Here is a 14,592-nt window from a genome sequence, read left to right as displayed (position 1 = left end):
TCATTATTTGTTTTCCATATCTCTATCTCCCATATCAGAATAACTCCAATGATCCAAACTTCTGCTTCATCTCATGCTCCAACAACCATTTCTTACGCCAGATCCCTCCGGCATAACCGGTGAGAGAACCGTCACTGCCTATCACCCTATGACACGGTACTACGATCGCTATCCTGTTCTTACCATTTGTAGTACCTACTGCCCGGATGCTTTTGGGATTGTTGATCCGTTTCGCCAACTGCAGGTATGATATAGTCTGACCATATGGGATCATCGTCAGTTGTTGCCACACTGTTTGTTGAAACTCCGTTCCAGGCTGCGCAATGGGAAAAGTGAATTGTTGCAGACTTCCTGCGAAATATGCTTCCAGCTCTTCTATGCACTGTAACAATGTATCCGGCAATGGATCATGGGTAATTGATATTCCCTCTTTGAAAGTCAATGTATTGATAGCATGCGCATCACCAATAATAGTAAGTGGTCCTACCGGAGTTGCAAGAGTATGTATATGTGATGGCATCTCTAATCCCGCATCTGATGGCATCTTTGGTGGTATGTGAGACGTTATCATGTTGTTCAGTATTATGGATTATATGTTCAGTTATATGGTTTCAGTAAAGTAGTTTCAGTCATATGATTGCTGTTATATCATTTCAGTCCTATGGCTTCAGTTACATGGTCATATGACTTAAGCGTCTCGTTTCAGCTACATCATTTCAGTATACACTATTTAGTAAAGTGACCGCCATAAATAAAACGTGGCATATGCTGCATGCTCTTTCCAATGTTGTGTATATGTCTTTACATCTGCCAGAGAGGGCTTTGAAGACAGTTGCAGCTGATATTTCAATGCATTATGTAAACCGGCATCTTCCAACGGCAATGCCTGGTAATGGCGATGGTATTTCATTAACACATAATTAGCCGACCAGTTTCCGATACCACGGAACGATATCAGATGCTCTCTGGCCTGCTGATAGTCCATATTCTCCAGCTGTTCTGCCGTCAGGTGTCCGTCTGTCATGGATTGAGCCAACCGGATGATGTAATCTGCCTTACTGCGGGAAAACTGCATACTGATCAGTGATGCAGGTTCTAATGCCGCAATTACAGAAGGGTGAGGATAAACATAATGGTCTTTCCCATCAATGACAGCGTGATGCCCAAAAGCCTGAATAAATCGTTGGCGTAGTGTATAGGCAAAACCCAATGTGATCTGCTGTCCGGTAATGCTCCATGTCAGGGCTTCAAACAGGTCCGGAATGCCTATCAGCCTCAATCCCTTATAACGTGCTGCCAGTGAAGCCAGTACAGTATCTTTTGCTGCAAAGTCATAGAATGATCGCAGATCCGCATCCAGGTGCAACCAATGACTGATATAACGGCGGATGTATACCTCATCGATGCTCATTGAGTCATTCGAGTCATTCAAGCCTTGCAAGCCCCTCGGCCCCTTCAATTCCTTCAGTCTATTTGAGCCATTCAAATCATTTGATCCACTCAACTCATTTGCCCCACTCAAGTCATTCAAGCCTTTCAAGCCCCTCGGCCCCTTCAATTCCTTCAGTCTATTTGAGCCATTCAAATCATTTGCCCTATCGCCCGTACTTCTGACTGTCACGCGCAAAGCCTTTGATGCGGCGTCATCACTGATCTCTACCAATACCGGCTGACCATTCGATACGATCATTTTCTGTACCACGCCTCCCTCTACATAATGCAGGCACTCCTTTTCCGAACGTCCCAGGAAGACCAGACATTCTGCAAAAGAAAAATTATCGTGATCAGTAATTGGTATGTTGACAACTGTCTGCTGACTCATGAATTGTTATTAATAATTAGGTATTTAAACAACCGGTAACCCAAAGCGGATATAATACAGAACGCCCCCAAGATCACACGAACATCATATTCAACACAGCTCATCCTATGGCATTCGAAAGTATTATCTCAAACATATGATATTCAAAACATGGCGCCACCACTCATCTGCTTTACGGTTTACACCGTTTGCAGGCGCGATAACCGTTCTTCAGCGCTTCTTCTCTTGTAAGATAAAAAGTCACGTTATCAGGCCGTGGATTTGCTGAACAGGACGGCTTGCAGAAGATACCTGTTGTGCGTACAGCATTATAGAACAGGCCATCAAAATCCTTATCCTTACTCAGCATAGCCTGCAACATTACAGGCTGTGTCAGGGGAGCACCTTTCTCATAAGCCGTCGGTTCCAGGAAAACGCCATGATCATTCTTCAGTGATTGCTGGCCCCATTGAAGATAAGCATCCAGCCATTCCTTAAGGGAATAGAAAGCAGTCTTATTGAGATATCCGTATCGTTCCCTACCTGCCTGATAGATCTTTATCCAGCCGCTATCCTCCAGAAACTGCAGATGCTTGGATACAGCCTGCCGGCTGATATCGCCAAAATGTTCATTTATCTGATTCACATTTAATGGCTGCAAACGTAACAGGGAAAGGATCTCCCTGCGTACCGGATCAGCTACGCCTTTAAATAGTTCATCCATTATGCAATTTTTTAGTTGCATAAAGTTATGCAATTTTCCAGTTGCGCAAAATAAATCTTCACTTGATAAGGAAACTTAGCAAGAAAACGGAGTCGTCGTCAATAATGCATAATATAAAAACCTCAAAACAGTTCATTCCTCCACCGCAACTCCAAAGTAGCGGACGGTTGCAGGTGGAGACCAACGGGCCTTATCCCTTGGAGAGCGCTGATACGCTTGACGGGAGTTTAATAAAGATCCCAAAGCCAACCACGCTTGATAAAGCCCAATAGCAAGGACTCGAAAAGGGATACAGCCCGTGGTCCCACCTGCAACCGCAAGCGCAATTTTCTTAACAACAGGCCATCACCACAAGCTCCAAAAAAAACAAACCATATCAGATGCATTTTCATTACTTTTGAACCATATCAGATCAATCATGCTAAAAACAGCCGAACATCTCTACCTCCAGATCGCCGACAAACTGGAACAACTCATTTCCAAAGATGTCTTGAAGATCGGAGACAAACTCCCCTCCGTTCGCACCATGAGCGAAGAACAAGGCGTGAGTATGAGCACAGCCTTCCAGGCCTATTACCACCTGGAAGCAAAAGGACTGATAGAATCCCGCCCGAAATCAGGCTATTACGTGATCTTCAGCCCTCGCAGAATGCCGGAAATGCCTAAAGCATGTGAAGCGGTAAAAAAGCCTTCAGAAGTGACGCTGCATGAAATGATCACACAGGTATCCCAGGATATGAGCCTGCAGAATATCACCAGGTTCGCCTCTGCCGCACCACCGGAAGCGTTATTGCCCGCAGCTAAAATATCTAAAGCACTGATACAGGCACTACGCAAATCCCCCAACGCCGGCATCGCATACGAACCAGTGCAAGGCAACGCCGACCTCCGCAGACAGATCGCCCGGAACTCAATTCTCTGGGGCGGCGCTATCAGCGAAGATGATATTGTAACAACCAATGGTTGTATGGACGCCCTGACACTCTGCCTCTCCGCAGTAACACAACCAGGCGACACCATCGCACTGGAAAGCCCCGCATATTACGGTTCGCTCCAGCTCGCAGAAAGCCTGGGATTAAAAGTACTGGAAGTCCCCACTCATCCCAGTACCGGCATAGACCTGGAATACCTCGACAAAGCGATCCCGAAATTTAAAATCAAAGCCTGCCTGTTCGTCACCAATTTCACCAATCCACTGGGAGCCTGTATGCCTGACTGCAACAAACAGGAACTCGTCAGACTATTAGAAAAGTACGACATCCCGCTCATCGAAGATGATATCTACGGCGACATGTACTTCGGCAAAGAACGCCCCGGCGTCTGCCAGACATTCGACACCAACGGACTGGTACTGCTCTGCAACTCATTCTCCAAATCACTCGCGCCAGGATACCGCGTAGGATGGACCGTGCCTGGCAGATATAAAGAGAAAGTACTGAACCTGAAAAGGCATCACTCTATCTCTTCCCCATCCCTGCCCAGCGCCGCTATTGCGTGCTTCCTGGAGAATGACCGGTACGAGCACCACCTCAGGGGCATGAGAAAATCCCTGCATACACAATATATGCGTCACCTGCAAGCTATCAGGGAGTACTTCCCGGAAGACTGCTGTGTGTCCCGTCCGCAGGGAGGTTTTGTACTGTGGGTAGAACTTCATCCCAAAGTGAATACTTACGAACTGTACGAACAGGCCATAAAACATAAAGTATCCTTCGCGCCAGGCAGGATCTTCTCCCTGCAGGAACGCTATAATAACTGTATGCGGATCAGCTTCAGCAATCCATGGAGCAAACAGATAGATGAAGGTTTAAAGACATTAGGACGACTGATCCGGAAGATGTCGTAAATAGTAAGGCCGGGATAAGACTATCCCGGCCACCTGCGTAAACCTACAACTGTATATACTAAAAGATTTATGCTGTTTTACGGTAGTTCCAGATTGCCCAGCCATTCAGCGCTACAGCGAACGCTATCTCATACAGGAACTGCATCTTAATATCACTGAAACGACTACCTTTCAGTACAATCATCCTCACCACATCAATAAAATGCGTAACCGGCGTTAACTTCGTAATTATCTTCGCCCATGGCGGCATATTATCCACTGAAATGAACAATCCACTCATCAGCATAAAGATCATGATGAAGAAGAAAGCTACGAACATAGCTTGTAACTGATTATCGCTGTACGTAGATATCAACAAACCAAACCCCAGCAGCGCCACAAGATATATCGCCAGGAAACTGTATAACAACAACAAGCTACCCAGCGGAATAACGCCATATACAAACCTCGCCAGCAACAGTCCCAGGGTAAAATCCACCATACCGATCGTCCAGAAAGGGATCATCTTTCCGATGATGAATTGCCATTTCTTAATAGGTGTTACATTGATCTGTTCTATCGTACCGACCTCCTTTTCCTTTACAATGTTCAACGCAGCAATAAAACCGCCTACCATTGTCACCAGTAATACCAGAATACCCGGCACCATGTAGAGATGATAATTCATCTCCGGATTGAACCAGTTGGAATAAGTCACATCTACCGTACCAACTGCAGCCGTCTTTGCCGGTAACCATCTCATACGGATCTCGTTGTTGAAGTCCCCCAGGATGGTATTGAGATAAGCAGTACCCAGTCCAGCCTTCGTACCGTTGATAGCATCAGCGGCAAGATAGACGTCAGCCCTGCTCTCCCGCACCAGGTCCGTTTCGAAGTGTGCGGGGATCTCCAGGATGATGTCTGCATTTTCTCTTTCTATTTCATGCAAGGCCGGAGCATAGTCGCTATAATAACCAGCAATATGAAAATATCCGGAGGAAGCTATTTTCGTCACCATCTGTTGTGTGTAGGTGGAATGATCCCTGTCCACTACCACCAGGTTGATATTCTTCACATCAAAATTGGCCGCCAGTGGCATGATCAGCAACTGCACCATCGGCATGATAAATAGAATGGGTAAAAGCCCCTTATCCCGGAATATCTGCCTGAATTCCTTTTCGAGTAATAGTCGCAGTGTTCTCATGACAGACGTGTTTTAAAGCTCTTAATACTGATCATCAGCAAAGCAGTGGTCATCCCTGCCAATACCAGCGTCTCCTTCCATATCACCCCTATCCCCAGCCCGCGTAGCATGACAGCCTTGATGATCACATAGAACCAGCGGGAGGGCACCAGGTTGGAGATGACCCGCAACGGCCATGGCATATTCTCCAGCGGAAAAATGAAGCCGGTAAATAAGATAGTCGGCAGCATCATTCCCATCATGGATACCATCATCGCAATTTGTTGTGTGCGGGTAACACTGGAAATGAGTAGCCCCAGCGACAAACAACAGATGATAAACAGTGTGCTTTCGAGGAACAGCAGTACGATATTTCCCCTGATGGGCATATCCAGCAGAAATACACTCAGCAACAGGATGATAATAAGATCTATCAGCGATAATGCCAGATAGGGCACCGCTTTTGCCAATACCACGTAGGTAGGCTTAAAAGGAGATACCAGCAATATTTCCATAGTACCCATCTCCTTCTCCCGCACTATAGACACCGACGTCAGCGTGGTACAAATGATCATCAGCACCAGCGCCATCACACCAGGCACAAAGTTCATCGAACCATTCAGCTCAGGATTGTACAGCATACGGGTGACAGGTGATATACGCATGGGAATATTCGCGGTGGGATTGATCTGCTGCTGATAGTCGCCGATGATAGCCGTGAGGTAATTGGTCAACGTCTTCGCTGTATTAGGATCAGCAGCATCCGCAATGATCTGCACCTGCGCGGTCTGTCCATGCAGCAGGTCATTACCGAATCCTATCGGAAAGACTACCGCACATTTCACCTTTCCTTTTTTGAAAGCCTTATAGATATCTTCATCAGAAGTCACGCTGGCATTGATATCAAAATATTTACTGGCGGCAATCATTGTAGTGAGCTGTTGCGAAGCGGCGTCACCAGCATGATCCACCACGATGATCTCCGCATTCTTTATTTCTGTTGTCAGCGCATAGCCGAACAGCAGGATCTGCATTACCGGCAATCCGAACAGGATCAGCAACGTGCGCCTGTCTCTGAATACGTGGTAAAATTCTTTTCTGACAAATACCATGAACTGTTTCATGTATATGTTGTTTAATCGGCAGAACGTTTTGCGGTTCTGGCCAGTGCATAAAATACTTCATTCATAGAGGTGGCATCAAACTGCTTCTTGAGATTGGCAGGTGTGTCCAGTGCGTCGATACGTCCATCTACCATTACGGAAATACGGTTACAGTATTCCGCTTCATCCATATAGTGTGTTGTCACAAAGACAGTAATGCCACTGCCGGCCGCATCGTATATCAGGTCCCAGAATTGCCGGCGTGTTACAGGGTCTACACCACCGGTAGGTTCATCAAGGAACACAATCCTGGGCTGATGGATGATTGCTACAGAGAATGCCAGCTTCTGCTTCCATCCTAAAGGCAGACTGCCCACCATCATTTTTGCTTCTTTCTCCAAACCCAGTTTTGTGATCAGCTCATCGCCCTTCTCTTTCAGCTGCTTGTCTGACAAACCATATACACCACCATAAAAACGGATGTTCTCTTTCACCGTCAGCGTCTCATATAAAGAGAATTTCTGACTCATATAACCGATGTTACGTTTGATCTCCTCCTGTTGTTTGAACACATTATACCCCGCTACAGCAGCCTCTCCCGAAGTAGGATAAGACAAGCCACACAACATACGCATAGCGGTTGTTTTCCCGGCACCGTTGGCGCCCAGGAATCCAAAGATCTCTCCCTGGTCAACGTCAAACGAAATATGGTTCACCGCAACGAAATCGCCGAAACGCTTTGTCAGGTCTTTACAGACGATTGCCTTTTCACTCATGGATGCTTGTTTTAGCAATAAAACAGTCTTCTATATCTGGTGTGATCTCTTCAATACGAACACCCTGCTGCCCCTTACTTTCAAGCCAGGATAACAACCCGGCCGGATGATGCTTTCCATCATCTTTGAATGACAGGTGCAATTTATCTCCTGCTGCATAACATAGATTGATGCCTGCATACTGCCGTGTATCTTTCAGGAGCAGGTGTACTTTTGTAGCCATCAGTGCATACAACTTGCCCGGATACGCTTTGATGATATTGGCAGGTGTGTTGATAGAAAGTATCTGACCGGTTTGTATCAGCGCAATCCTTTCACAGAGACTGGCTTCGTCCATGTAGGGAGTAGACACAACTATCGTAATACCCTCCGCTTTCAGGCGTTGCAGCATCTCCCAGAATTCCTTGCGGGATACAGCGTCTACACCGGTAGTAGGTTCATCGAGGAAGAGCACTTCAGGCCGGTGTATCAATGCACAGCAGAGCGCCAGCTTTTGTTTCATACCGCCCGACAACTTCCCGGCACGTCTCTTTTTGAAAGGAGCGATCTGCTCATAAATATCTTTGATCAGTGCATAGTTGGCTTCCACCGTAGTGCCAAACAGTGTGGCAAAAAAATGCAGATTCTCCTCGATCGTCAAGTCCTGGTAGAGTGAGAACTTCCCCGGCATATAACCCACGCAGCTGCGGATTTCGTGGTAATTCTTCACCACATCATATCCTGCCACAGTAGCGCTTCCTTTATCTGACAGCAGCAATGTAGTAAGGATGCGGAAGATGGTTGACTTACCCGCACCATCAGGACCTATCAGCCCAAACAGCTCTCCTTTTTTCACAGAGAACGATACATCCTGTAAAGCAGGTGGTCCCTCTTTGACGTATGATTTACTCACATGCTGAAGTATAACAGTATCCATGATCAATGGAATTGAGTGATAGCGAACATGCCTATTTTCAGATAACCATCATTGGGAACACGGATCTTGATGGCATATACAAGATTAGCGCGTTCTTCTTTTGTCTGGATGGTTTTAGGCGTAAACTCTGACTTGCTGGAAACATAAGAGATCACACCAGGATAGGTTTTATAATCCTTCTCTCCCGCATCGATCAATACCTTCACCGCCTGTCCCAGTTTGATCTCCGGCAATTGCGTACCGGTGATATATGCTTTCAGCAACAGCGTATCTGTATCCGCTATCTTGTACAATGCCTTTCCTATTACCGCCATCTCTCCCTGTAATGCGTATCTTGCCAGGACAGTGCCTTTCACCGGATTGATAACAACTCCTTTCCTGATCTCATCATCATAGCGGGCCAGTGATTTCTGCAATGGTCCTTTTTCACTCAGCACACTCCTGTTCTTGTCGGCAACATTGGTTTCATTTACTGTCAGTTGCTGACGGGTCACGACCAGCTGTTTCTGTAACTGGTCTACGGCTGCGTTGATATCATCCAGTTGCTTGGGCGTAGCAGCATCTGCCTTTACCAGGTTCTCAGTACGTTGTTGTTCATGCAATAACTGCTTCAACTGCGACTCCTGTACTGCCAGCTGTTTGCGTACCAACGCCAGTTGTGGCTGCGGATCTGTGGTCTTCTCCCTTAAAGCATTGATAGTCGCCTCTGCCTGTTCTTTCTGTAAGGTCAGCCCGTTGACATCTATCTGTCCCACTACGGCCCCTTCACGCAAAGTATCTCCTTCCTGTACGTTAAATGACAGGAGCTGTCCGTTCTGTTGTGCAGACACGATCACTTCATCTGCCTCAAAGTTGCCCGAAGCGTCTGCCTCTGTTTCCCTGCCTGAGCAGGCAGCCAACAAACAAATGAGCACGGAAATAGATAAGTATTTCATATATCAAACGACGATTTATTAGTTACCGGATGTGTTTCTGTTATTGTATTGTACCTGCAACAGCTGGATCTCATGCAGTATGAGGTTTTGCCTGGCCTGACTCTCAGCGTTCACATGACTGATATAATCATGTGAGGTGATCACACCATTCTCCAGTTGCGCTACAGCGGCCTTTTTTACGGAAGTACGCAGTGCAATGATCTCTTCATCCTGCTGGATAAGATCGTTATACTGGGTAGCTTCTATCTGCTGACGCGTCATGGTCAGGCGGGTATCGAACAGGAATGTCTCTTTCCTTACATCCACGTCCTGCTTGCTGATGTGCAGTATCTGCCGGCTGTTCTTATTGGTATAAAGACTGCCTAATCCCCAGCTGAAGCGGATACCTCCCAGGCCATAGAAACCAAAATCGTTACTTACAAAGTTCAGCGTTGGCCGTCCGTAACTACCCTGTACAAAGGCGCTGACTTTAGGCAGGTAGCTCACTTTAAGCTGTTTTTCCTGCACATCATAACTACGCTGCTGGTAGTCGTACAGGAGAAGTTCAGGCCGGCGGATCTCTGCAGGCATAGTCGTAGGCGCAGGTCTCGTAAGCCGGGTCTGATCGTCCAAGGGTTGGTTGATGAACAGTGCCAGTACCTGCAGGTAGGCCTGCCGGCTGGCTTTTAGCTGAACACGCAACTGCTCGGTGTTCAGCAATTCCGCTTTCAGTTCATCCAGATTGCTGCGGAGGGCTGTGCCATTATTCACCGCTCCCTCAGTTTTATGTATCCCGCTCCGGATGTCTTCCATCCGCAACTCGTTCTGCCGCAGTTGCTCGTCTATAAGAAGGATGCCGAAAAAGAGCTGGCTCACCCTGTCCCTGATGTTGTAGAGGCTCACCTCCAGCTGTTGCTGCTGGATGGCGGTATTGGCCTTACTCAGCTCTTTCTGGTAATGGATATTCCCTCCGTCGAAAATAGTCTGCGTTACTTCCGCCTGTAGCTTATACTGGTCCTTACTTAACTGAGGAGCGCCGGGAACAGGGATCTCCACCACCTGCGACTGGTAAGTGGCCTGTCCGGAAAAGGTGAGTTGCGGCAGATACCCTTTGGCTGCGTTGGCCACTGTGTAATTGCCCGTACTGCTGATCAGCTCCCGCTGTTTAATAAGCGGGTAGTTCTTCTGTGCCAGCTGGTAACAATCCTCCAATGTCAGCGTTGTTTGCGCCATGACGGGCCTAGTGCATAACAGTATGGCCCATACGAGATACTTCATCATTTGCTAACTATTTATTTTAACCATCTGGTTAATTACAGATCAAAAAAAAGCCCCTAAGGCTTTAACCAGGAGATAATGACATCCCCCACCAGTTTCTTACGTTCTTCTATCAGCATATCAAACTGTACATTGTCCTGCAGGAAAATGCCCTGTATCAGCGGCCTTGCCACAAAAGGAAAGATGCACATGGATACTATATTCAGGAATAACTGCACCGGACTGACCTCTCTGATGATCCCTTTTTTACCCGCTTCGATTATTTCCTTCATAAAGAGCATCATGTCGGGAAATGCAGGCTGCGAGCTGACTCTTTTCACCATCATCTCCGGCTGCTGATTTATTTCATTCAATACAAAGATGGGCAGATACGGCGTTTCGGCAATGTTGGCGATATAATTTTCCACCAGCGTTCTGATCTTCTCCTCCAATGGCATCGGCTGGTTCAGGATATTGCCCAACCGGCCTAATACCTTTGAGAATGCCTCATTGAACACTATCTCAAACAGCTTTTCCTTACTCCGGTAGTAATAATGCAGCATGGCCTTGTTAATACCCGCTTCATCTGCAATGTCCTGCATACGTGCGCCAGCCAGGCCACGTTTTACAAAGATCTTCTTGGCTGCTTCTATGATCAATTCCTCCGTATTTCTTTCTTGTGCCATTTAAACTACATGATTTAACCATCTGGTTAAACAAAGGTAATAGGGAGATATCAATCTACCAAAACAAAAATAAAATCAGCTTAGCTGTCCGAAAAAGGAAGAAAGGAACCTCATCATCTCCTTATTAATGGTTAACTGAACATTCCGGCCGGTCTTATCATATATGAGTAGCCCACTATCTACCAGGATCTTAATATGGTGAGACACAGTGGGTTGAGACAAACCAGTGAGTTCTGTAATTTCACAGCACTGAATGGCGTTTTGCCGGGACGCCGCCAGTATAATGGATAACCGGTGCTTATCAGCTATAGCGTTTGCTGCTTTCTCTATCGTAACTGCATCCATTTTGTAAAAATAGATATTTTTCAATGTCTGCGAAAATTACCGGGCGCTGTTAGCGAACTCATACTTATAATTATTTTTTTTCATTAACAAAAATTAACAACCGTCTACGGCAACCCCTGCGTATATGACAAGATACCTTATTGCCAGCCATGAAGAGTTACAGACACGTGCAGATCCAGCTGTCGTTTAACAGCAAAGAGCCAATATATCAACAGATCAAAGCGTATATTATCAATGAAATAATGCGGGGAAGGCTGCTTCCGGGTGCATTACTGCCGGGTTCACGGGTGCTGGCCCAGCAATTAAAAGTGAACAGGAATACCGTTATTCTTGCATATGACCAGCTAACCGCTGCCGGATGGCTCACCTCTCAATACAAGAGTGGCACCCGTGTAAGCGACAGTATGCCGGCAGGACAAAAAGGGCCGCCAGGACAGGAAGCTCCTCCGAAGCCCTCTTTACATATCCCTTTCCGTCATGTGAACATCTCCCTTTCTCCATCCAATCCCAGCGGTAATTACGATATCATATTTGACGATGGTCGTCCCGACCTGAGCCTGATCCCTGTTGCAGAGATCAGCCGGGAATGCCGGCGGTTGTTCCAGCAGGAAAACCAGCGGCAGATATTCAGTAATAACACCGAAAGAGGAAATGAGCTGTTGTTGCAGGAGGTGAATACAATGCTGAACAATGACCGGGGACTGGCAGTTACTACGGAGAATATCTGCATTACCCACGGCATGCAGATGGCCCTATACCTGACCGCACAAACATTGTTATTGCCGGGAGATCATGTTGCTGTTGAACATCCGGGATATCAGCCTGCCTGGCAGGCCTTTAAGGTAGCCGGCGCACAGCTGCATTACATTCCTTCCGGTCAGTATGGGATTAATATGGACGAGCTGGAAGCACGCTGCCGCATCACACCTTTAAAAGCGCTGTACATCACGCCGCATCATCAGTATCCTACCACCACTACCCTATCGGTAGAAAAGCGGATGCAGCTACTGGCATTGAGCAAACAATACAACTTTGTGATCATAGAAGATGATTATGACCACGAGTACCACTTCCATACACATCATATTCCCCTCGCGGGTATGGAGCATGCAGACAATGTTATCTATATAGGCTCTGTCATGCATACACTGCCTGTCAGCTTTGTATGCGGACCAGCTGCCTTTATCAACTCCCTGTCGGCATACCGTAGTATCGTGAATCATGAAGGAGATCCTGTACTGCAACAAGCTATCGCCAATCTCATGGCCGCAGGCGATATCCGCAGGCATATCCACAATACCAGGTACGTATATATGAAAAGACTGGAACTGGCTAACAGTATCGTACATTCCATCTTTGCAGGACAGGCGCATTATACGCGTCCGCAGGGAGGGCTGGCCATCTGGCTGCAATTACACAAAGAGGTGGAAGCCGAACAGCTGCTCCGGAAAGTGCAATCTGCCGGTATGAATCTGGTCAATCCGCTGAGTTATTATACACCACAATACAGTAGTGCACCCGGTCTGAGACTAGGCTATGCCTCACTGGAAGAGCCCATGATCATTAAAGGGCTTGGAAAACTGGCAAAGGTGATACAACAGTTATAAATATCCTCTATCTGATATTGATATGATATTGCTCTTTTTTATGGCTACGATAAAGTAGAATGATGCATGCAGTCGATCTGCAATTCTGCTGATGTCAATTTCTTCTGAAGCAGGCGGCATCCATGTTGTCTTTTCTTATTTCCTTCATAGTGGGAGCAGTTATAGCACATCCGCTGCATCCCTCCTTTCTCGTTACTTAGTCCGGCGATGATCGTAAAGACAGACTGGTACAGGTTCATTTTTTCCCGCGAGGGTCTTTTCCCCACGATAGCATATAGTTCTGCTGTATACTTCTCAGCCTGCTCCAGTACTTCCAGACCAGTATTTGTAAGGAGGAAAGAATAACTACGCCTGTCTCTCAGGTCATCTTCCATGCGCAACAGTCCTTTGCTTACCAGCGCCGCAGCAGCATCGCTGACGGTAGGACGGCTTAGTTGCAGTTCCATAGCGATGTAAGCTACTTTGTTGACTGCTGCCGTATGATGCCCGGTGAAAAGCAATATCTGTAATTGTAAAGGGGTGATTCCCAGGATCCTTGCCTGTTCCCACTGGATAGCCTTTAGCATGTCGCTGAGCCTTTGTAAGGATAATAACAACCGCGCATCAAGCGAGGTCAGTTGTTGCTCAGGACTGAACCCTGATGTTTTTTTCATTGTCAATGTAAAAAGGAGCGCAAAAATAGCTCGTCTCCACTACTTGTATAAGTACCAGATATTAGAATTTTTTCAATATTCTGGCCCGGTTCCGGTGATACGTTTTTTTGATTTATCTTTAGCTACATTAACGATACCCCATTACATCACGATGATTTCACGCACTGTCACAAGCACGACTATATATCAGGTATTTATACGTTTTATTTTCAGCATTTCTACCCGGCTCATTTCCGGTCGTATCAGGTAGTTTACATATTCAATCATCATAAAACCGCTATGTATGAAGCATCGTAATTTCCTACGTTTCTTTTCTGCTGCCGTTCTCCTTGCAGCATTTACAAAATGTACCACCCGTCATGAGGAACAGCGAGACATTCCGCTAGATAAGGCTAAGGCCATTGAACATGTGATTCCGATCGATGAAGCCCGCCGCCTGCGTCAGGGTTTCCTTGCCGGAAGAAAAGAACTCCAGAGCAAATTACCAGGCAACTATCTTGATAGCGCATTTAACATTCCTGATGGGGAAACTTTTAACCGTCACGCGATTGCCGCCATCCTCAATGCCAAAGGCGCAACGGGACTCCGCATTTATATGGGTAAGGATGAAAAAGGACAGATAAGGATGGTATTACTGCCCGTTGATTCTTCCGGAACCGACATTCTTACCACACTGGTATCGCGCGATAAAGCGGCCAATATACCAGGCATACAACCGGCTAAAGCGTCCACTATGGAACAGGCAATGGAAAGCGGCCAGCGCTGTCCGCCACTCTGCAAAGCCGTATTATAATTACTGTTA

General features: G+C 46.6%; 15 protein-coding genes. 3 read left to right on the top strand and 12 right to left on the bottom strand.

Translation table 11 applies throughout. The features are described from left to right. Window positions 1-34: 34 nt before the first annotated feature. The 3 genes from F3I09_RS31920 to F3I09_RS31910 form a co-directional block, all read right to left on the bottom strand. A complete protein-coding gene (locus F3I09_RS31920) occupies window positions 35-571 on the bottom strand; it encodes a methylated-DNA--[protein]-cysteine S-methyltransferase (RefSeq protein WP_223233455.1) in 537 nt (178 codons plus the stop codon). Between the two features lie 159 nt (window positions 572-730). After that, complete coding sequence (locus F3I09_RS31915) at window positions 731-1,822, bottom strand: DNA-3-methyladenine glycosylase (RefSeq protein ID WP_149699111.1); 1,092 nt, start codon at window positions 1,820-1,822, stop codon at window positions 731-733. A 172-nt stretch (window positions 1,823-1,994) separates the two neighbouring features. Beyond that, window positions 1,995-2,525 (bottom strand): helix-turn-helix transcriptional regulator, encoded by a 531-nt coding sequence (locus F3I09_RS31910; RefSeq protein ID WP_188134038.1) that lies wholly within the window; start codon window positions 2,523-2,525, stop codon window positions 1,995-1,997. A 418-nt stretch (window positions 2,526-2,943) separates the two neighbouring features. Here F3I09_RS31910 and F3I09_RS31905 point away from each other — a divergent pair, with 418 nt between their 5' ends. Next, window positions 2,944-4,371, top strand: coding sequence for a PLP-dependent aminotransferase family protein (locus tag F3I09_RS31905; protein ID WP_149699109.1), 1,428 nt, complete (start codon window positions 2,944-2,946; stop codon window positions 4,369-4,371). Between the two features lie 67 nt (window positions 4,372-4,438). Here F3I09_RS31905 and F3I09_RS31900 read toward each other — a convergent pair whose 3' ends face one another. The 8 genes from F3I09_RS31900 to F3I09_RS31865 all read right to left on the bottom strand — a co-directional run bounded on the left by F3I09_RS31900 (window position 4,439) and on the right by F3I09_RS31865 (window position 11,530). After that, window positions 4,439-5,554 (bottom strand): ABC transporter permease, encoded by a 1,116-nt coding sequence (locus F3I09_RS31900; RefSeq protein ID WP_149699108.1) that lies wholly within the window; start codon window positions 5,552-5,554, stop codon window positions 4,439-4,441. After that, window positions 5,551-6,657 carry an ABC transporter permease gene (locus F3I09_RS31895; RefSeq protein ID WP_149699107.1) on the bottom strand — a complete coding sequence of 369 codons (1,107 nt, stop codon included), beginning with the start codon at window positions 6,655-6,657 and terminating at the stop codon, window positions 5,551-5,553. The genes F3I09_RS31900 and F3I09_RS31895 overlap by 4 nt, the downstream gene beginning before the upstream one ends. An 11-nt stretch (window positions 6,658-6,668) precedes the next feature. Next, window positions 6,669-7,412, bottom strand: coding sequence for an ABC transporter ATP-binding protein (locus F3I09_RS31890; RefSeq protein WP_149699106.1), 744 nt, complete (start codon window positions 7,410-7,412; stop codon window positions 6,669-6,671). Further along, window positions 7,405-8,328: an ABC transporter ATP-binding protein gene (locus tag F3I09_RS31885; protein WP_149699105.1), complete on the bottom strand. Its 924-nt coding sequence runs from the start codon at window positions 8,326-8,328 to the stop codon at window positions 7,405-7,407. The genes F3I09_RS31890 and F3I09_RS31885 overlap by 8 nt, the downstream gene beginning before the upstream one ends. A 2-nt stretch (window positions 8,329-8,330) precedes the next feature. Continuing rightward, window positions 8,331-9,263 carry an HlyD family secretion protein gene (locus tag F3I09_RS31880; RefSeq protein ID WP_149699104.1) on the bottom strand — a complete coding sequence of 311 codons (933 nt, stop codon included), beginning with the start codon at window positions 9,261-9,263 and terminating at the stop codon, window positions 8,331-8,333. Window positions 9,264-9,281: 18 nt separating this feature from the next. Then, window positions 9,282-10,523 carry a TolC family protein gene (locus F3I09_RS31875; protein ID WP_223233454.1) on the bottom strand — a complete coding sequence of 414 codons (1,242 nt, stop codon included), beginning with the start codon at window positions 10,521-10,523 and terminating at the stop codon, window positions 9,282-9,284. Between the two features lie 53 nt (window positions 10,524-10,576). Then, window positions 10,577-11,185 carry a TetR/AcrR family transcriptional regulator gene (locus tag F3I09_RS31870; RefSeq protein WP_149699103.1) on the bottom strand — a complete coding sequence of 203 codons (609 nt, stop codon included), beginning with the start codon at window positions 11,183-11,185 and terminating at the stop codon, window positions 10,577-10,579. Window positions 11,186-11,260: 75 nt separating this feature from the next. Then, entirely contained in the window at window positions 11,261-11,530 is a 270-nt protein-coding gene (locus tag F3I09_RS31865; RefSeq protein ID WP_149699102.1) for a helix-turn-helix transcriptional regulator, read from the bottom strand. Window positions 11,531-11,679: 149 nt separating this feature from the next. Between F3I09_RS31865 and F3I09_RS31860 the strand changes: the two genes are divergently transcribed. Further along, complete coding sequence (locus F3I09_RS31860; protein WP_149699101.1) at window positions 11,680-13,137, top strand: PLP-dependent aminotransferase family protein; 1,458 nt, start codon at window positions 11,680-11,682, stop codon at window positions 13,135-13,137. A gap of 44 nt (window positions 13,138-13,181) precedes the next feature. On the opposite strand, the gene F3I09_RS31855 is transcribed toward F3I09_RS31860, so the two are convergent. Further along, a complete protein-coding gene (locus F3I09_RS31855) occupies window positions 13,182-13,790 on the bottom strand; it encodes a helix-turn-helix domain-containing protein (RefSeq protein ID WP_149699100.1) in 609 nt (202 codons plus the stop codon). Window positions 13,791-14,073: 283 nt separating this feature from the next. On the opposite strand from F3I09_RS31855, the gene F3I09_RS31850 reads away from it, so the two are divergent. Further along, window positions 14,074-14,583, top strand: coding sequence for a hypothetical protein (locus tag F3I09_RS31850; RefSeq protein WP_149699099.1), 510 nt, complete (start codon window positions 14,074-14,076; stop codon window positions 14,581-14,583). The last annotated feature ends 9 nt before the right edge of the window (window positions 14,584-14,592 follow it).

The sequence above is a fragment of the Chitinophaga sp. CF418 genome, assembly GCF_900142925.1.
GTDB lineage: Bacteria > Bacteroidota > Bacteroidia > Chitinophagales > Chitinophagaceae > Chitinophaga.
Note: the sequence above shows the minus strand (reverse complement) of the source record. Positions and strands in the feature narration are given on the sequence as shown.